Source organism: Hymenobacter profundi (assembly GCF_019334315.1).
GTDB classification, from domain to species: domain Bacteria; phylum Bacteroidota; class Bacteroidia; order Cytophagales; family Hymenobacteraceae; genus Hymenobacter; species Hymenobacter profundi.
In genome coordinates, this window is the sequence record NZ_JAHWGL010000094.1 from 1 (window position 1) to 19,110 (window position 19,110).

Genomic DNA, 19,110 nt, shown 5'->3' on the forward strand with positions numbered 1-19,110 from the left:
TCAGACACCCTATCACACTCATCAACAGCTCCTTCCACTTAGTGCCCTAAACTATCCAGCCTAACTGGACCACCTCAGGTGTACGCCCAGCGCGAGCGGGAAGACCAACGCCTACGCCTGCAACGGCTGTTTCTGGAGGCCCCCGCCACCATTTGTATCCTGAGCGGCCCCGACCTCCTACTCACACGCTTGGGGGTGTCGAATAGGTGCAGCCGGTCTTTAGTTTATCGCAGATGGCCCCACGACCTCTGCCAGATCGGCGCAGCGGCACCAGCAGATGAGGCAGTATCCAGTGGGTACTCCTATTCTTCGAACAGGACTCCCATGAAGGCGGGTAGTAATAAGGTAGGGCGCGCCCCAAACTTCGCCGTCTCGTGGGGCCTTTTTTAGTACGGCCCTACTTCCTAAACAGCTTCATAGTGTATGCAAAAGCCCATACTATGCAATAGGCTTTTGCTTGTGGAAAGCCTGTTGCAGCAAAAACATAATCAATCCGCCACTGATAGTCAGCGGTAGATAGGCTGTTGAAGACAGCATCGCACCTGTTTTAGCAGTAGCAAGGCCAGCTCCTAAACTGATTCCGAAGCTAACGCCGGCGAAAAGCAAGCCGATGAGGTGAAGGGGATGAACGAGCTTCATACTAAAATAAATAGTTGGCTTATAGTAACTTAAGTTAAGTAGAGAGCTTGTTGGGCTTCAACATAACAACTGCCTGAACGGTGGGCGGCTGCAAGCCGCCCCTACACCGCGCCGCCCGCCTAGCCCAAGTTACGCCACTACCGACACCCGCACTTTCTTACCTTTCACCTTGGCGCCGGCCAAACGCTCGACTACTTCCTGGGCTTGCTGGCGCGGTACGGCTACGTAGCTGTAATAATCGAACACCTCGATGTGGCCGACTTGCTCGCGGGCTACGCCGCCCACGTTTACGAAGGCGCCTACCAGATCGTGGGCGCTAACTCTGTCCTTTTTGCCCGCCGATACGTGCAGGGTCACGTTCTCGGGGCGTGGGGCTTTGGGTAGGGCATCAGGTAGTTTACCGGCCTTGATGGGCTGCCACTTGATGGTTTCGGCCACAGGCCATTTCTGCACGTGCGCCTGCTCCTTGGGGGTAGCCAGCAAGTGCGCTGTGCCCGCGGCACCAGCCCGCGCCGTGCGTCCGGCCCGGTGCTGGAAGCTGTCGGCCTTGTCAGGAGCATCGTATTGAATTACGCTGTCGAGGGCTGTCACGTCGAGGCCACGGGCAGCTACGTCGGTGGCTACCAGCACCTGGCTGGAGCCGTTGCGGAGCTTTAGCAGGGCCTTGTCGCGCTCGGGTTGGGGCATTTTACCGTGCAGGGTTTCGGCCGCAATGCCACGGCCTTGCAGGAAGCGCGTGAGTTCCTGGCACCGCTCGCGGGTGTTGCAGAACACCAGGGCACGGCCCGTGTCGGGGCGCTGCAAGAGGTGGTAGAGGGCGGCGGGCTTCTGCTCGGCGGTGCCCACGTGGCCCAGCAGGGTCAGGTTTTCGGGTAGCTCGGCGCTGTCTTCGCCGGCATTCACCACGCGGGGACGGGTCAGGTTTTTGCGAATCAGCTCTACCACTTTCTCCGACATCGTAGCCGAGAACAGCAGCGTTTGCCGGCGCCGGGGTAGGCGCTTCACAATTTCTACCAACTCATCCTGAAAACCCAGCTCCAACAGCTTATCCGCCTCATCCAACACCAAAGATTTCAGCTGATTGGGTATAATGGTACGCCGCTCAAAGTGGTCGAGCAGGCGGCCAGGCGTGGCCACTACCACGTGCGGGGCCTGCTTCAGCGAAGCCGTTTCTTCCCGAAAGGCGTGGCCGCCGTAGAACGCCGCCACGCGCAGGTTAGGCAAATATTTTCCTAGCTTCTTAAGCGCGTCGCGCACTTGCAGGGCCAGTTCGCGGGCAGGCACCAGCACAATGATCTGCACCGTATCCTGCTGCACATCAACCTGCTGAAGCACAGCCAGGCCGTAGGCCGCCGTTTTGCCCGAGCCGGTGGGTGCCTGTCCGGCCACATCCTGCCCATCGAGGGCCAGGGGCAGCACCTGCGCCTGCACGGGGGTAGGGGCCGCAAACTGTAGCTCGTCGAGGGCTTGCAGCAGGGTAGGGGCGAGGCCGAGGTCGGCGAAGGTAGGGGCGGGCGCGGGGGTAGCAGTCATGCGAGTAGAAACGAAACCGTAAAGGTAACCCCTAGCGGCGGAAGTGCGGGCATAAGCCCAACGGTGGGCAGAAGTTACCTAAACCACAGGGGCGTTTTTGCAGTTAATATCTGAAGGCGACGGCCTATTCTCCCTGTTTGGTTCTCTCGCTATCCTTTCCCTCTCGCTGTATGATAACTCCCGAAACCCTTTCTCTGAATATTCCGGCCACTAAAAAGCCCCGCGTTGTCATTATTGGTAGTGGCTTTGGAGGCGTCAATTTGGCTAAAAAGCTGGCCGGACACGAGTTCCAAGTTGTGATGTTCAGCAAGCTGAACTACTTCGGTTTCTGGCCGTTGCTTTATCAGGTGGCTACGGCCCGCCTAGAGCCCGAAACGATTGCCGAGCCCATCCGCAAACTGTTCGATAAAGACTACCCCGACTTTCACTTCCGCCCAGTGCGGGTAACCAACGTCGACCCAACGGCCAAAACCGTGACGACCCTGGTAGGCGAGTTGAGCTACGACTACCTGGTAATTGCCACTGGCACGCGCACCAACTACTTCGGCAACGACCAGGTGAAGCAATTCGCCTTCCCCCTCAAGCAGGTGTCGGATGCTGTGAGCCTGCGCAGCCAGCTATTGCAGGCGTTCGAGCAAGCCAACATGACCAGCGACCCCACCGTGCGCGAGCAGCTGCTGAACGTGGTGGTGGTAGGCGCCGGCCCTACGGGCGTAGAAATGGCCGGCTCCATTGCCGAAATGCGCGCCCACGTGCTGCCAGAAGACTATCCCGGCTTGGATTTCAGCCAGATGCACATCTACCTGGTAGAAGGGCTAGACCGCGTGCTGCCGCCCATGTCGCCTGTGTCCAGTGCCCACACCCACGAGGATTTGAAAGAGTTAGGCGTTATCGTGAAAACCAACACGCTGGTTGAAAACTACGACGGGCAGGTGGTGAAGCTGAAAAACGGAGAAGAAATCCGGGCACGGACGCTGATTTGGGCCGCCGGCGTAACGGGAGCCACAGTAGAGGGCATGCCCAAGGAAACGTTGGAGCGCGGCCGTTATGTGGTCAACTTGTTCAACCAAGTGCAGGGCTTCTCCGACGTATTCGCTATCGGCGACATTGCCCTGATGCGGAGTGAGAGATGGCCAAATGGCCACCCTGGCGTGGCGCAACCTGCCATTCAGCAGGGCGTGCACCTGGCCAAAAACCTACACCGCCTGCGCCGAGGTGAGATACTAGAGCCATTTTCCTACTTCGATAAAGGGTCCCTAGCCATCACGGGCCGCAACCGCGCCGTGGCCGATCTACCCGGCGGTAAGCACCTGAGCGGCTTTATGGCCTGGGCCGCGTGGCTATTCGTGCACATTTTCTACCTCATCGGTTTCCGCAGCAAGCTAGTGGTGATGGCCAACTGGGTGTACCGCTTCTTTACCTATCAAAGCGGTACGCGCGTGATTATCAGTCCGTACGTGCGCAAAGACGATGTGAAAACGCAGGAGTTCATGCAGCGTCAGCAGATGGAATAGTGGTGAATTTATGAGTGAATAGATAGACAAAGCGTCTGTCATGCTGCGCGCAGCAAAGGCCTTATCACGTTAGGACGAGTCGTTGTTACACTTGTCGTTCTACTGTCATAAGGGCCTTTGCTGCGCTCAGGATGACAGACGCTTTCTTGATTTACAACCTAACCACTTCACCCCTGGCTCTCCTCTTCCTCCTCAGCTAAATTCACCAGCCGGTAGCGTACGGCGTGGCGTTTGGGCTTGATGTCGTGGCCGATGTAGTGGGCGTAGACTTTCGTAAAGCAGGCGCCAAAATAGAAAATCATGGCGCAATAGAATACGAAGAGTAACACCAGCACAATGCTGGATGCCGGCCCGTAAATAGGACCAAGATTGCGCGGCACCAACAAATAGCCTAAGATAAATTCGCCCAAATCAATAAGTATGGCCGTGAGTACGGCGCCGGGCAGCACGGCCCGCCACGAAACAATGGCCAAACTAAGCGTGCGGAAGGTGAAGGCAAACCACGCCACCAGAATCAGCAAAGACGCCAGTCGGTTGAGCGTTTGAACTACATAATAGCCGAAAGAAGCATTGAAATCGACGAGCGAGTGGGCAAATAGCGAGAGCAGCGCGTCTACCAGAAATGCCAGCATGGAGAGGCCCGCCGTGGCCAGCAGCACGCGTAACGAGCGGCCCCGCTCCTTCAGGAGATTGGAAAACGGCGAAAACCCATTCTCCGGCCGGATGCTCCAGAGCTGGTTGAGGGAGTGCTGAATAACGACAAACAGCGTGGTGGCGATGAATAGTAGGAACGCAAAACCCAACCACGTCACGGTGCGGCTGCGCTCCACGTTGGTCACGTTTTGCAAAATCTGCTGTACCAGCCCTGCGGCCGAAGCGCCCAGCAAATCGGCCACTTTGGTGAGCAGCATCTGCCGCACAATAGATTTGGAGTAGAGCGACCCCAGCACCTGAATCAGAATAATGACGATGGGGGGTAGGGCAAACGTGGTGAAAAACGCTGTGGCCGCCCCTAGCCGCAGTGGGTCATTGGCCGACAGCATCCGACTGGCACGGCGCAGTAGCACAAAGAAATCCTTCCACTCTTTTGACCGAGGCTGGCCTGGCACGCGTACTTTTGTCATTCCCTGATTGATTCGCTGGCCAAGTAGCGCCGGAGCGAACTGCGAAGATACAACGCGGGGATGCCCGTCGTCTATCATTGCCTCAAAAACCTGCCTTGTTTTGGTTGAACCCGCCGCCCCGCTACCGCCCTCTTCATCGCCGCCTTCTTGGTTGCGCCGCCGGGTGCTATTGCCTTTGCAAAATATTCTCAAGCAAGGGCTTACTCCGCACCAATTGGCCCTCACCACAGCCGTAGGGGTAGCCATTGGCATTGTGCCGGTGCTGGGCGCCACCACGTTGTTGGGCACGCTGGCGGCCGTACGCCTGCGTTTGAATGTGGCCGCCATGCTGCTCATCAGTCACCTAATGAGCCCGCTGCAACTGCTGTTTATGCTGCCGCTGCTGCGGTTTGGGGCGCCGCTGCTGGGCGCCAACGCCCAAACGCTGACGATGGGCCGCGTGCGTTATCTATTCACGCATGATCTGGGTGGTGCCTTCACACTGCTGTGGCGCGCCGAGTTGGGCGCGCTGCTGCTGTGGCTGCTGGCCGCGGTGCCGCTGGGCCTTATCCTGTATTTCAGTGCCCGGCCAATCTACCAGCGCCTATTACAGAAGAAGGCTCTGAAGGAGTTGGAGAGCTAAGGAGTAGAGGACTTACGTCGTTAAAGTAAAAAAAAGCCGTCATGCTGAGCTTGTCGAAGCATCTCTACAGGTAGTAAATTGATTACTCACAATAGAGATGCTTCGACTCCGCTCAGCATGACGGCCTTTATGTATCCTACTTACTTCTGATAAATCGGCTCGCTTTGCAGGAAGTACTGGTTAATGGGCTCGCCTGAAGCGGGGTCGATGAGCATCATGTCCAGCTGGGGCTGGTTGGTGAGGTGCTCTTGCAGCGTGGGGCCGAATTCCTGTAGGAAATCGGGGTTGGCGGCGGTGGAGTGGAAGGCCAGTAGCAGGCGCGGTGGCTCTGGTGAGCCCTGAATCTGCATCTGGGCTAGGTAGGCGGCTTCGATGTCAGGGTTGGTGGCGCAGTAGGTACGCACGGCCTCCGCCAGGCCAGCCGTCGACTCGTGGGGTGGGCCCAGCATCACCTGCATTTCCTGGCCTTCGCCCTCGCCAGGAATATTGGTGAGGTTGCCAGCCAGCAAATCGGCCAGCTCGGCGGCGGGTAGCAGCTTGCCTACTGGCGAGAAGGGGTTGAGGGCACAATCGGCACCTTGCACCATCTGAAACAGGTCGATGCCGCGCAGGCGCAGGTAGGAAATCGTCTCCTGTTCCACGGCGCCGTCGCTCACGCGCTCCAGCGACGTAAATACCGGAATCTTGCCGTCGTTCAGCACTTGCAACTGAATTTCCATGCCTTCGGTGGGCGTCACTTCGCCGGGCTCCAGGCCTTCTTTGGGGTGCAGTACTACTACCACTTCTTCCTGTAACAGCGCCCGGTAGAAAATGGGGCGTGCATTAGGCTCGGCGGCGGCGCGCATCAGCAATTCCTCCAGCACGTTGGTGGGCTCGAAGTCGGGCATAGGCGGCATGGGCGGAATATATGGCTCCTGCATAGGAGGCATAGGCGGCGGTGCTGGCACACCGGCTTGCGGCGGCGAAGTATAATTGGAGCCTTTGTAGCGAGGGCCACCAGGGGTAGCGGGCTGCTCGGGGGTAGAAGGGGTAGGCGTTGCCGACGGTGTAGGAGTGGAAGTCGGCTCGTTTTTAGGTTTCAGAAAGTCAAACAGACCCATAGGAAAGGAATCAATAACGAAGCAAAGGAATAAGAAAAGTTGTTAGGGAGCAGTTGATAGTTGTCAGTCAACGATTTAGTTTAAAACCAACAATTGACAACTAATATCTGACAACTTAGGAAGGCCAAGCTAGGCAATTTGGGGCAAATTTATGCAGTGGCGCGGCCAATTACTGGCCGTCGCTGCCGTGGCAAGCATCCAGCAGCTCCGACACCTCCCGGATGGTGTACGTCTGATTTTGATTGCCCCACTGCTGCTGCACAAAGTTGAGAATATTGGTAATCTGCGAGTCGGTGAGGTCGTCGTGGCCGGGCATCACCTGGTTGAAAGTCACCCCGTTGACCAAGATCGGGCCTTGCTGCCCCTTGCGGATCAGGCAGGGTAGGGCGGCGCGCTGCTGGCGGAGGTAGTCGGCGCCGGCCAGGGGCGGAATCAGGCGGCGCAGCCCCTCGCCCTGCTCGCCGTGGCAGCTGGCGCAGTGCGTGGCGTAGAGCTTCTCGCCCTCATTCTGGCGGTTGGAAAAGCAGCCGGCCAAGACACTGGCTACTGCCAGACCCGCCGCGCCGCGCAGCCACCAGCTCCTCACGGCTGCTTAGCGGTAGCGGTGGCCGAGGTAGCGCTTACTTCCTGTAACAACACCGGAATTTCCTTAATTAAACGGTCTACCTCGTCTTTGTTCAGGCCGTCGTAGATGCCACGCACGTGGCGGTTGGGGTCTATCAGGGCAAAAGCGCCGGTGTGGGTAAAACCGCCGGGAGCTTCTTTATCTACCTGAGCGCCCGTCATGTAGGCGCGGGCCAGCGCAAACACCGTATCGTGGGGAGCGGTGGCGAAGTGCCAGCGCGAGGCGTCGGTCACGCCCAGGCGCTCGGCATAGTCGCGCAGTACGGGAATGGAGTCGTGGGCCGGGTCGATGGTGTGCGACAGGAACACCACGCGTGGGTTGTCTTTATACTTTTCGTACACGCGCAGCAGCTCGCTCTGCATTTTGGGGCAAATGCTGGGGCAGGTAGCAAAGAAAAAGTCGGTGATGTAGACCTTGTCCTTGAACGTAGCGTTGGTGACGGGCTGCCCGGCCTGGTCGGTGAGGTGGAAGGTAGGGATGGTGGCGTACACCGTATCGGCGGGGCCGCCGGTGGGGCTGGGCACCACTTCCCGCTCTCCGATGTAGGGCAACTGGGCGGTTTGCTGATCAGCGGAAGACGACGAGCAGGCGGGTAGCAGCGTAAGGCTGCCGAGGCCAATGAACAACGAGCCGAGGGCGCGGCGCAGGGCAAAACGAATCATTGAGCAGAACTAGGGGTAGGCGCCGCGCCGGCGGCCAGCACTTGCCGGGCCGAGTCGAGGCTACTGGAAATGAGAACAGCCACGGAGTCGATTTTGTGCTGCTGCCGGGCATAATACTGCAACTTTCGCTCGTGGGCGGTGGAGTCGGCTGGGCGGCGGTACTGGTGCATCCAGCCGGTCATGGCGGCTTCGGCGCGGAGCAGGCTGCGCACCTGCCGGCCCGTGCGGGCGGTGTCGGGGCCTGGCTGCTGCTGGAGCTGCTGGCGCAGCTCGTACACCGGGCCGGTGGTTTGGGCCATGGCCTCGTCGTGCTTGCTAAGCACGGCTTTTTCGGCGGCTTCTTCTTTTTGCTTGTCGCTTTCCAGCGACAGACAGGCGGGTAGGGCGGCCAGCGTCAGCAGCCCCAATAGGAAAGTGGACGTTCTCACGCAGGCAAAGGTACAAAGGAGTGCGTGAGGGTAGGAGGGTGTGGGGGTAGGAGAGTGTGAGGGGTAGGAAGTAGGGCGTCTGTCATCCTGAGCGCAGCGAAGGACCTTCTCACGTGGGAACGACCATCGTACCAACGACTCGTTCCCACGTGAGAAGGTCCTTCGCTGCGCTCAGGATGACAGACTTCTTATTCCCATTCCTCCTTTTCTCACTCTCCCCACCTGTATCTTTACAGCATGAAACTGCTGCTCGTCGAGGACGAACCCAAGCTGGCCTCGTTTATCCAGAAAGGCTTTGCCAATGAAGGCTATGATATTGAAGTGGCCTACGACGGGCGTGTGGGCCAGTCGCTGCTGCGGCAGAACAGCTACGCGCTGGTGATTCTGGACGTGAACCTGCCCTACCTCAACGGCCTGGAGCTGTGCCGCCTGAGCCGGCAGCTGCACCCTACGGTGCCCGTGCTGCTGCTCACCGCCCTCGATAGCCTCGACGACAAGGTGCTGGGGTTCGAGGCCGGCGCCGACGACTACCTCGTGAAACCTTTTGAGTTCAAGGAACTGCTGCTGCGCACCCGCGTGCTCACGCGCCGCGCCACCGAGGCCAGCACCGTGCAACGGATACTGCGCATCGCCGACCTGGAACTAAACCTAGAATCGAAAATCGTGACCCGCGGCGGCCAGCGCATCGAGCTGACTACCAAGGAGTATGCCCTGCTGGAATATCTGCTGCTGAATCGTGGCAAGGTGATTTCGCGGGTGGATATTGCCGAGAAGGTGTGGGAGCTGAACTTCGACACCAACACCAACGTCATTGATGTGTACGTGAGCTACCTGCGTAAAAAGCTCGACAAAGGCTACCCTATCAAGCTCATTCATACGATGGTAGGCATGGGATACGTGATGCGGGAAGGGTAGGGGTGAAGTCGTCTTGTCATGCTGAGCTTGTCGAAGCATCTCTACCGCTTCGTTGCTGTCATCGGGAATTACTATCAGTAGAGATGCTTCGACAAGCTCAGCATGACCAGACAATTCATCATCTTACAACTTCACCGCTCACAATTTCACCACCTCTCCTTTGCTGATTCGGAATAAGCTGTTGTTGCGCTTTACGCTGCTGGTGGTAGGCATTCAGCTGGCGCTGTCGGCGTTTATTTACTACTTCAGCTCGTTTTCGCGGGAGCAGCGCTATTACCATCGGCTGGAGGGCAAGGCGGTGCTGGCGGCGCGGCTGCTCATCCGGCGGGCCAACCTGGATACGGCCGTGCTGCGCACTTTCCGCCGCGCCGACCTGCTGACCATGCACCAGGAATACATCGGCATCTACGACGAGCAGAATCAGCTGGTATACGGGCTGGGCAAGTCACTGCGCCCCCTACCCGATTCTGTGTATCTCAATCAAATTAGAAGCACACGCCCAGCGCACTTTCAGCTGGGCGGGCGCGAGGGGGTAGGGATACTGTATCAGCATCAGGGCCGGAGCTACCGCGTGTTGCTGGTGGGGCAGGATGTGTTTGGGGCGCGGGAATTTGCCAAGCTGCGGCTGCTGCTGCTGGTAGGCAATCTGGGTGCGCTGGTGCTGATTATTCTGGCCGGCTGGTACTTCACCGATCAGGCCCTACGCCCCATTGCCCGCGTGGTGCGGCAGGTAAAGCGCATCACGGCCTCCAACCTGAGCCGGCGCGTGGCCGAGGGCAACCGCCGCGACGAAATCGCGCAGCTGGCCATCACCTTCAACGAGATGTTGAGCGGGCTGGAGCAAGCTTTCGAATCGCAAAAAAGCTTCTTGTCGCACGCCTCGCACGAGCTGCGCACGCCCCTGGCCAACCTGCTGGGCACGCTGGAAACCTCCTTGGCCTACGACCACGACCTGAGCGAAGCCCGCCAGAGTACCGCGTCGGCGATGGAGGAAATCCGCCGCCTCATTGCCCTCACCAACGACCTGCTGGCCCTGGCCAAAGCCGATGACACGGCCTTCCGAAGGGAGCCCGTGCGCCTGGATGAATGCGTGACCCAGGCCCTGACGCTGTGCAAGACCAAGTACCCTACCCGTACCATCCGCCTGGATTTCGACGATTTGCCCGAGGAGGTAGAAGACCCGTTTATGGTGCTGGGCAACGCTCAATTGCTGACCACCGTGGTGTTCAACCTATTGGATAATGCCTGCAAATACTCGGCGGGCGCTGTGAGTAGTACCCTGGGCTACGCCGATTCTGCTACTCTGCGCCTCACCATCACTGATGCTGGAAAAGGCATGAGCCCAGCCGAGCTGACGCACGTGTTTGAGCCGTTGTATCGTGGTGAAAGTGGCCGCCACATGCCCGGCCACGGCCTGGGCCTACCCATTACCCGCAAGATTGTGCAGCGCCACGGCGGGCAGCTCACGCTGGCGTCAGAGCCCGGCGCGGGTACCACGGCTACGGTGCTGCTGGCCGCCATGCAGGAGGTAGGGTAGGAGTCGCCAAAACTAGTTTGACCTGTGTGGTTACCGCATGCGCCACGCTGAAATCCACGCTAGATTCCTTACTTCAATCGAAATGCCCTGCGAGGTTAGCCGTATCTTTGCCGGCAGCCGACCCGCAGCGGGCTGGTCACTGCTTTTTTTATCGCTGGTCTAAGTACCCCGCACCCCGCGTTACGCTCTACTACTATGGCAACCCGACTCAATAAATACATCAGCGAAAGTGGCGTGTGCTCGCGCCGCGAAGCCGACCGCCACATCGAGCAAGGCAACGTGACGGTGAACGGCAAGCGCGCCGCCATCGGCGACCAGGTAACGAGCCGCGACCGGGTAGTGGTGAACGGTGTCCACATCGAGCCCCGCCCCGAAGAGGAGGCGGTGTACCTGGCCTACAACAAACCCCCCGGCATCGTCACGACCACCGATTTGGGCGTGAAGGACAACGTCATCCGAGCCATTAAGCACACGGTGCGCATCTTCCCCATCGGCCGCCTCGATAAGGAGTCGCAGGGCCTGCTGCTGCTGACCAGCAACGGCGACATCGTCAACAAAATCCTGCGCGCCGGCAACCAGCACGAGAAGGAATACATCGTGATGGTAGACAAGCCCATCAAGGATGATTTTCTGGAAGCCATGCAAAATGGAGTGCCCATTTTGGGCGTGATGACCCAGAAGTGCAAGGTGGTGAAGGAAACGCCCTACATTTTTCGGCTGACGCTGATACAGGGCATGAACCGCCAGATTCGGCGCATGTGCGAATATTTCGGCTACGAAGTGGTGCAGCTGGAACGTATCCGCGTCATGAATATCAGCATCAAGGGCCTGGGCCCCGGCGAATGGCGCGAGTTACGCGAAAAGGAGCTGAAGGTGCTGTTTGAGATGATTGAAGACTCGAAAGGCACCGACGATGGCCGCACGCCGCGCCGCCGCAAAGTCGTATCCACGGCCGATCAGTGGGGCGACCGTTCGGGCCCCAAAACAAATCGCCCGACCATCGGCCGGGCCGATATCGTGCGTCCCGCCTTCGACCCCTCCCTGCGCGACGAGGCTCCTCGCAAAGCGAAGTCCCTTCCTGCCGGCACCTGGCTCGATAAAGACACTGCGCGACCCGGCGCGAAGCCCAAGCGGCTGGTTACGGCCGGCCGCAGCGTCGCCTCCGGTCGTCCTACCGACAAGGCCGGCCCTCGGCCCGGTAAATCGACCGGCCCGAAAAGCGGCCCCCAGGGCGACGCCAAGCGCCCGGCCAAGGGGGCCGGCAAACCGGCCAAAGGCAAATCCAGCGGTAGCCGCGGCGCCAGCCGGAGCCGGTAGCGCAGCGCCTTTATCTCGATTCTTTCCTATCTGATTCTACCGAAAACAGAAAATACCGGCTGGCGAGCTGTGCGTAGCGTTACGGCCGACTGAATCAGCAAGCGGACCGCTAAAAACTGATTTGGCTGGTATATTTATGCGACACGATACGCTGAAATCCGCTTTACTGTAGGAGGGATTATTCGCGGTAGAACTGTTCCGGCGCCGTGCGCTCGGCGCAACGTCGCGCCCTAGATAGACCAGCCACTTTATCTCGGTTGCGGTCTTTTTTAATCTTTTCTAATGTTATTCTAAGACGGCTCTAACGTCGCAGCGGTTGCTTTGTAGTACACAAGCCCGAAAACCGAATGCAACAAGATAGCCGGCACATCATGCTGATTTGGCTGCTGTTGGGAGCCCTGCTGCTGTCAACGGGGCTGAATTGCTACCTCGTGCTGCCGCAGAACGACACCGCCTGGGTAGGCTGGCTGGGTTCCGACGACGAAGATGAAGACGAGGAGTTGCCCAGCGTGCCCAATGCCATTGAAGAACTACGCCTCACGCGTGCCATGTTGGCTCGCTGTCAGGCCGAGCATCTACGTAAGGACAGTTTACTGGTAAGTGAAGCCGCCAGCAAGTTGCCGGCAACGGCTGCTGCCTCTGGTCTCAGATGACTACGAGCCGCTTTTTTGTTTGTGAATCAATCCTCCTACACCTTTTTACTTTCTCTCCGTGTCTTTTTCGGATTCCTCTTTCCGCCAGTTTTTCTGGTTTGTTTTACCGTTGGCTGCTGCTACGCTAGGTAGCTGCTCTGAAAAAAGCCAGGCCGATACCAACAAATCGGATGTGCCGGAGGTGCCGGTAGTGCAGCTCGCCCCCCGCGACACCGTGCTCCACCACGATTACGTGGCCGATATTGAAGCGGTGCGCAACGTGGATGTGCGGGCGCGGGTACCTGGTTTTCTGGAGCACATTTACGTGGATGAAGGCCAGGTTGTGAAGAAAGGCCAGCCCTTGTTCCGCATCAATGCGAGCGAGTACAAAGAGCGCCTGGCTAGCTCGGCGGCCAACGTGCGCAACGCCCAAGCCCAGGAACAGGTAGCAGAGCTGGAGCTGAACCGCGTGCAGATGCTGGTGAAGAAAAACATCATTGCTTCCTCGGAGCTGGACGTGGCCCAGGCCAAACTGAGAGCGGCACAGGCGATGGTGCGGGAGGCGCGGGCCACACAGGCCAATGCCAACTTCAACTTGTCCTACACGCTTATCAAAGCGCCCTTCGATGGCATCATCGACCGGATTCCGCTGAAAACGGGTAGCCTCGTCGACAATGGTACGTTGCTGACCAGCGTATCGGACCTAGGTGCTGTGTACGCCTACTTCAATGTGGCTGAAAATGAATACCTGGAGTACGCCAAAACCCGCCAGCGCACCAAGAAGTCTGGCCACGATAGCGTGACGCTGGTGCTGGCCGACGGCACGCCCTACCGCCACGGCGGCCGCATTGAAACCATGGAAGGCGAGTTTGAGGAAACTACTGGCTCTATTGCCTTCCGGGCGCGTTTTCCCAACCCCGAAGGGCTGCTGAAGCACAATGCCAGCGGCCGGGTGCGCCTTCAGAACGAGGTGAAAGACGCGTTGCTGGTTCCGCAACGCGCCGTGTTTGAGACGCAGGATAAAAACTACGTGTTTGTGGTGGGACAAAATGGCAAGATCAAGCAGCAGTCGTTCACACCCCAAGCCCGTTTGTCGGACTTCTATGTAGTGAAATCGGGTCTGAAAGCCGGTGAACGAATTGTGTACGAAGGCGTGCAGGACCTGCGCGACGGCAATACCATTCAGTCCCGACCCGTGACTATGAAAACGCTGCTGGCTGAAGCTCAGTAGTTAGAACGAACTCCCCTCCTCTGTTAAGGAGGGGAACTAGCCTAGCTTTTAGCCCTAGTTTCCAGCCTCCCACCCACTACCTCACCTAAGCATTCCTACCCTCCTCTATGTTCGACATATTCATTCGCCGGCCGGTACTGTCGCTGGTTATTTCGTTGGTTATCGTGTTTCTGGGCCTGCTGGCCCTGATTCAGCTGCCCATCACGCAGTTTCCCGACATCGTGCCCCCATCGGTGACGGTGACGGCGCGCTACACCGGTGCCAACGCGGAGGTGTGTACCAAAGCAGTAGCCACGCCCCTGGAACGCGCCATCAACGGCGTGCCGGGCATGTCCTACCTCACCTCGGTGAGTACCAACAGCGGTATCACGCTCATCACTGTGTTCTTCCAGGTAGGCACCGACCCCGACCTAGCGGCCGTGAACGTGCAAAACCGCGTGCAGACTGTGATTGACGAACTGCCGGAAGAGGTAATTAAGGCGGGTGTGAGTACCGAGAAAGAGGTGAACAGTATGCTGCTCTACCTCAACATCATGAGCGATGATAAGGCGGTGGGGGAGAGGTTTATCTACAACTTCGCCGATATCAACGTGTTGCAGGAGCTGAAGCGGATTGACGGGGTAGGCTTCGCCGAAATCATGGGCTCGCGTGAGTACTCCATGCGAGTGTGGCTGCGGCCCGACCGCATGGTGGCCCTGAACGTATCGGCCGACGAGGTGATTGAGGCCATCCGGGCGCAAAATGTGGAGGCGGCCCCCGGCAAATCGGGCGAAAGCTCGGGCGAGGCCGGCCAGGAACTACAATACGTGCTACGCTACACGGGTAAGCTGTTTGAGCCCAAGCAGTACGAAAACATTGTGGTGCGCGCTACCCCCGATGGCTCGGTGCTGCGCCTCAAGGACGTGGCCCGCATCGAGTTCGGCTCTCTGAACTACGGCATGACCTCCAAGATTGACGGGCGGCCCTCGGCGGCCATCATGCTCAAGCAGCGCCCCGGCTCCAACGCCTCGGAGGTAATCGAAAACGTGAAGAAGCGCATGGCCGAGCTGAAAGGCACGAGCTTCCCGCCCGGCATGACCTACAACATTGCCTACGACGTGTCGCGCTTCCTTGATGCCAGTATTCACGAGGTGCTGCGCACGCTGGTAGAAGCTTTCGTGCTGGTGTTCCTAGTGGTGTTCATCTTCCTGCAAGACTGGCGCTCTACCCTCATTTCGGCCCTGGCCGTGCCGGTTGCGCTCATTGGTACGCTGTTTTTCATGCAGCTGCTAGATTTTAGTATCAACCTGCTCACGCTGTTTGCGCTGGTGCTGGCCATTGGTATTGTGGTCGATAACGCCATTGTGGTGGTGGAAGCCGTGCACGTGAAGATGACCGAGGACCACATGAGTCCGAAGGAGGCCACGTTTGCGGCCATGCACGAGATTGGCGGCGCTATTATCGCCATCACGCTGGTGATGTCGGCGGTGTTCGTGCCGGTATCGTTCATGGATGGTCCGGTGGGTGTGTTCTACCGCCAGTTCTCGCTCACGCTAGCGTTTTCCATTGTGATTTCGGGTATCAACGCCCTCACGCTCACGCCGGCTCTGTGCGCGCTGTTGCTGCGTCATGCCCCCGAGGGAGAGCAAAAAGGTCTGCTGGGTCGTTTCTTCGGCGGGTTCAACCGCTACTACGAGGGCTTGGCCCTGCGCTACCAGAAGCTGGTGCGCGTGGTGGCCAACCGCCGCGTAGTAACCATTGGGCTGATGCTGGTATTCTTTGTCGCCACTTACGGCATCACCACCATCCTACCCACCGGCTTCATCCCAACCGAGGACCAGGGTATGATTTACGTGAACGTGACCACGCCGCCCGGCGCTACCGTGGAGCGCACGGAAAAAATACTCGACGAGGTACAGCGCATCGCCGCAAAGTTGGAGCCGGTAGAGTCGGTATCGACCTTGGCCGGGTATAGCCTGACTACGGAGGTAGCCGGCTCGTCGTACGGCATGGGCATGATCAACCTGAAAACCTGGGACGACCGCAAGGAGTCGGTGCAGGACCTGATTGCCATTCTGGAGGAGAAAACCCGCCACCTTAAAGACGCCGATATTCAGTTTCTACCCCCGCCCACGGTGCCGGGCTTCGGTAACTCCAGCGGCTTCGAGCTGCGCCTTTTGGACCGCACCGGTCGCGGCGACCTGCAACAGACCGCCCGCGTCTCGAACGAGTTTATTGCGGCCTTGCAAAAGACGCCCGCTGTGGGCTCGGCCTTCACCAGCTTCGACGCCAGCTTCCCGCAGTACCTTATTCACGTAGACCAGGAGCAGGCCGCCAAAAAAGGCGTGACCATTGATAAAGCCATGAGCACGCTGCAAACGCTGATGGGCTCGTTCTACGCCTCCAACTTCATCCGCTTCGGGCAGATGTATAAGGTGATGGTACAGGCTGCGCCTAGCTTCCGTACCAAGCCCGAGGACGTGCTGAAGATGTATGTGAAAAACGACCGGGGCGAGATGGTGCCCTACTCCACCTTCGTTCGCCTGGAGCGTGTATACGGTCCTGAGCAGCTCACGCGCTATAACATGTATACCTCGGCCATGCTGAACGGCGACGCCGCCAACGGCTTCTCCTCCGGCGACGTGATTAACACCGTAGCGCGGGTAGCCGCCGAGGAACTGCCCCGCGGCTACACCTACGAGTGGTCGGGTATGACGCGCGAGCAGGTACTGTCCGGCGACCAGGCTCTGTATGTGTTTGCGGTGGTGCTCCTGTTTGTGTACCTGCTGCTAGCCGCTCAGTACGAAAGTTTCCTGCTGCCGCTGCCGGTTATTCTGAGCTTGCCGGCCGGTATTTTCGGGGCGTTCTTGTTCCTGAAATTGCTGGGGCTGGAAAATAACATCTACGCCCAGGTGTCGCTGGTAATGCTGATTGGTTTGCTGGGTAAAAACGCCATTCTGATCATCGAGTTTGCGGTGCTGCGCCGCAAGCAAGGCGCATCTATCCTGGATGCGGCCGTGGAAGGCGGCTACTCCCGCCTACGCCCCATCCTGATGACCTCCTTCGCCTTCATTGCCGGTCTGCTGCCGCTCACGATTGCCACCGGCGCCGGTGCTCTCGGCAACCGCAGTATTGGTACGGCGGCAGCGGGTGGTATGCTCATCGGCACGCTGGTGGGGGTAATTCTAATTCCGGGGCTGTACGTGCTGTTTTCGCGGGAGAAGAAAGAGCCTGTGGAAGACAAGCATAGCCCAGTGGAACCCGTAGCCGAAGAAACCGCCCACGCTATAGCTTAATGCTTTGAGAAGTTAGTAACAAATTCCCCTCCTTTTTCAAGGAGGGAGTAGGGCGTGGTAAAAGTCATCAGAACGACATCTAGGATTAGTTTTATCTACTCTTTGACTTGCTAGGCTTAGCGTAGTTCTGACAGTTTTACCACCCCGCCCTGCGGGCACCCTTCCTTGAAAAGGAGGGAAACTAACCCTAGGCCTTGGCTTCTAACTTCTGGTTTTATTCACTGCCTAGCTACTAGCCTCCAACAACCCAAACCATACGCCCAGCAGAAGACCGTCGCTGCCGCTGCCTTCTCTCCTCCATACCTGCATGAACCCATCTTCTATGACCCGCCGTTTCCTACCCTTGGCTGCTAGTCTGGCACTGTTGCTGGCTGGTAGCTGCCGCTCGGTAGGCCCGGTGACCATGCCCCGCGCTACCCCCATCCCCACTACCTTCGGCACCGTCACGGATACTACCAGCGTCACCGATACGGTGAGCATGGCCAACCAGCAGTGGCAGCACTTCTTTGCCGACCCCAACCTGGTAGCGTTGCTCGATACCGCTATTCGCTCCAACCCGGATCTGGGCATTGCCATGCAGCGCGTGGAGGCAGCCCGCGCCAACGTGTTTATTACGCGCGGTGCTTTGCTGCCTGCCATCACAGGCGTGGCCTCGGCCGGGGTGGAGCGCTACGGCAAATACACCCTCAACGGCACCGGCAACTACGACACCAACCTGTCGCCTAACATTGATGGTCGTCGCCTCATCCCAAACCCTACCCCCGATTTCTTTCTGGGCCTAAGAAGTGCTTGGGAATTAGATATCTGGGGTAAGCTACGCAACCGCCGCCGCGCCGCCTTCCTACGCGTGCTAGCCACCGAAAAAGGCCGTCAGTTCGTGCAAACGGCCTTGGTGGCCGAAGTAGCTCGCCTCTACTACACCCTGTTGGCTCTCGATAACGAGCTAGTAGTGCTAGGCAAAAACCGGGCATTGCAGGAGCGCGCCGTGGAGATTGTGAAGATCCAAAAGGCCGGTGGCCGCGCCACGGAGCTGGCTGTGCAGCAGTTTATTGCTCAGCTCCTGCGCACACGCAGCCTACAATACGAAGCCCGGCAGCGCGTGGTAGCCGCCGAGAATGAGCTGAACCGCTTGCTGGGGCGCTACCCGCAGCCCATCACCCGCGGCGAGCCTATTGGCGTGCAGCCCCTGCCCGCCAGCGTGGCCGCCGGTGTGCCCGCTACCATGCTCCTGCGTCGCCCCGATGTACAGCAGGCCGAACTGGAGCTAACGGCGGCCAAAGCCGACGTGGCCGCCGCCCGCGCTGCCTTCCTACCCTCGCTGGTGCTCACGCCCTACGTAGGCTTTAATGCCTACCGCACCTCCGTATTGCTGAATCCTAGCTCTTTGGCTTATGGCCTGTTGGGGGGGCTCACAGGCCCCATCCTGAATCGCGCGCCCCTCCGCGCCGATTATGCCCGCAGTGCCGCCGAGCAACGCACAGCCTACTATGAGTATCAAAAAGCCGTGCAAACCGGCTTCGAGGAAGTGGTAACCAACCTGAAAGGCATTGAGAACTACCAGCGCATGTACGAATTACAGCAGCAAGAAGTGGAAGCCCTCAATAAAGCCGTTGACATCTCCAACGACCTCTACGGCGTGAATTACTCATCTTATCTCGAAGTAATTACGGCCCAGCGCAACGTGCTGGAGGCGGAGTTGAACATCACCAAAACCCGCCGCGAGCAGTTTCTGCTCCTTATCGACCTCTACCGCGCCCTGGGCGGCGGTTGGGAGTAAGTTAGGGCAGTAGGGTAGGAAGAAGATGTGTCATCCTGAGCACAGCGAAGGACCTTATAGCAGCAGAACGACAGACGTATCAACGACTCGTTCTACCATGAGAAGGTCCTTCGCTGTGCTCAGGATGACACATTTACTTCCTACCCTCTTACCCCCTAAGAACTCCTCTTCAACGACGA

16 protein-coding genes are annotated in these 19,110 nt (G+C 58.6%); 9 read left to right on the forward strand and 7 right to left on the reverse strand.

What is annotated here, in order from left to right:
- Positions 1–438: 438 nt before the first annotated feature.
- Together KYK14_RS17550 and KYK14_RS17555 are read right to left on the reverse strand one after the other, a co-directional pair.
- A complete protein-coding gene (locus tag KYK14_RS17550; RefSeq protein WP_219160654.1) occupies positions 439–639 on the reverse strand; it encodes a hypothetical protein in 201 nt (66 codons plus the stop codon).
- A gap of 129 nt (positions 640–768) precedes the next feature.
- Positions 769–2,172: a DEAD/DEAH box helicase gene (locus tag KYK14_RS17555; RefSeq protein WP_219160656.1), complete on the reverse strand. Its 1,404-nt coding sequence runs from the start codon at positions 2,170–2,172 to the stop codon at positions 769–771.
- Between the two features lie 170 nt (positions 2,173–2,342).
- Between KYK14_RS17555 and KYK14_RS17560 the strand changes: the two genes are divergently transcribed.
- Complete coding sequence (locus tag KYK14_RS17560) at positions 2,343–3,686, forward strand: NAD(P)/FAD-dependent oxidoreductase (protein WP_185283986.1); 1,344 nt, start codon at positions 2,343–2,345, stop codon at positions 3,684–3,686.
- 167 nt (positions 3,687–3,853) lie between these two features.
- Here the strand turns inward: KYK14_RS17560 and KYK14_RS17565 are convergent, their stop codons facing one another.
- Entirely contained in the window at positions 3,854–4,810 is a 957-nt protein-coding gene (locus KYK14_RS17565) for a YihY/virulence factor BrkB family protein (RefSeq protein WP_185283985.1), read from the reverse strand.
- A 175-nt stretch (positions 4,811–4,985) separates the two neighbouring features.
- On the opposite strand from KYK14_RS17565, the gene KYK14_RS17570 reads away from it, so the two are divergent.
- Positions 4,986–5,432 (forward strand): DUF2062 domain-containing protein, encoded by a 447-nt coding sequence (locus KYK14_RS17570; protein ID WP_219160658.1) that lies wholly within the window; start codon positions 4,986–4,988, stop codon positions 5,430–5,432.
- Positions 5,433–5,572: 140 nt separating this feature from the next.
- Here the strand turns inward: KYK14_RS17570 and KYK14_RS17575 are convergent, their stop codons facing one another.
- The 4 genes from KYK14_RS17575 to KYK14_RS17590 form a co-directional block, all read right to left on the reverse strand.
- On the reverse strand, positions 5,573–6,532 hold the full coding sequence (locus KYK14_RS17575; protein ID WP_219160660.1) for an enhanced serine sensitivity protein SseB C-terminal domain-containing protein: 960 nt from the start codon (positions 6,530–6,532) through the stop codon (positions 5,573–5,575).
- 169 nt (positions 6,533–6,701) lie between these two features.
- Positions 6,702–7,118: a c-type cytochrome gene (locus KYK14_RS17580; protein ID WP_343217132.1), complete on the reverse strand. Its 417-nt coding sequence runs from the start codon at positions 7,116–7,118 to the stop codon at positions 6,702–6,704.
- The gene (locus tag KYK14_RS17585) at positions 7,115–7,819 is read right to left on the reverse strand and encodes an SCO family protein (RefSeq protein ID WP_219160662.1); all 705 of its coding nucleotides are present in this window, start codon (positions 7,817–7,819) and stop codon (positions 7,115–7,117) included. The genes KYK14_RS17580 and KYK14_RS17585 overlap by 4 nt, the downstream gene beginning before the upstream one ends.
- Positions 7,816–8,247, reverse strand: coding sequence for a hypothetical protein (locus KYK14_RS17590; RefSeq protein ID WP_219160664.1), 432 nt, complete (start codon positions 8,245–8,247; stop codon positions 7,816–7,818). Before KYK14_RS17590 ends, KYK14_RS17585 begins: the two co-directional genes overlap by 4 nt.
- Before the next feature lie 237 nt (positions 8,248–8,484).
- Between KYK14_RS17590 and KYK14_RS17595 the strand changes: the two genes are divergently transcribed.
- The 7 genes from KYK14_RS17595 (at position 8,485) to KYK14_RS17625 (ending at position 18,931) form a co-directional block, all read left to right on the forward strand.
- Positions 8,485–9,162, forward strand: coding sequence for a response regulator (locus tag KYK14_RS17595; protein ID WP_185283979.1), 678 nt, complete (start codon positions 8,485–8,487; stop codon positions 9,160–9,162).
- A gap of 160 nt (positions 9,163–9,322) precedes the next feature.
- Complete coding sequence (locus tag KYK14_RS17600; protein WP_185283978.1) at positions 9,323–10,699, forward strand: sensor histidine kinase; 1,377 nt, start codon at positions 9,323–9,325, stop codon at positions 10,697–10,699.
- A 195-nt stretch (positions 10,700–10,894) separates the two neighbouring features.
- Positions 10,895–12,016: a 23S rRNA pseudouridine(2604) synthase RluF gene (gene rluF, locus KYK14_RS17605; protein ID WP_219160666.1), complete on the forward strand. Its 1,122-nt coding sequence runs from the start codon at positions 10,895–10,897 to the stop codon at positions 12,014–12,016.
- A 347-nt stretch (positions 12,017–12,363) separates the two neighbouring features.
- A complete protein-coding gene (locus KYK14_RS17610; protein ID WP_185283976.1) occupies positions 12,364–12,669 on the forward strand; it encodes a hypothetical protein in 306 nt (101 codons plus the stop codon).
- A 58-nt stretch (positions 12,670–12,727) separates the two neighbouring features.
- A complete protein-coding gene (locus KYK14_RS17615; protein ID WP_219160668.1) occupies positions 12,728–13,879 on the forward strand; it encodes an efflux RND transporter periplasmic adaptor subunit in 1,152 nt (383 codons plus the stop codon).
- 107 nt (positions 13,880–13,986) lie between these two features.
- Positions 13,987–17,154 carry an efflux RND transporter permease subunit gene (locus tag KYK14_RS17620; RefSeq protein ID WP_208307433.1) on the forward strand — a complete coding sequence of 1,056 codons (3,168 nt, stop codon included), beginning with the start codon at positions 13,987–13,989 and terminating at the stop codon, positions 17,152–17,154.
- A 307-nt stretch (positions 17,155–17,461) separates the two neighbouring features.
- On the forward strand, positions 17,462–18,931 hold the full coding sequence (locus KYK14_RS17625) for a TolC family protein (protein ID WP_185283973.1): 1,470 nt from the start codon (positions 17,462–17,464) through the stop codon (positions 18,929–18,931).
- Positions 18,932–19,110 lie beyond the last annotated feature (179 nt).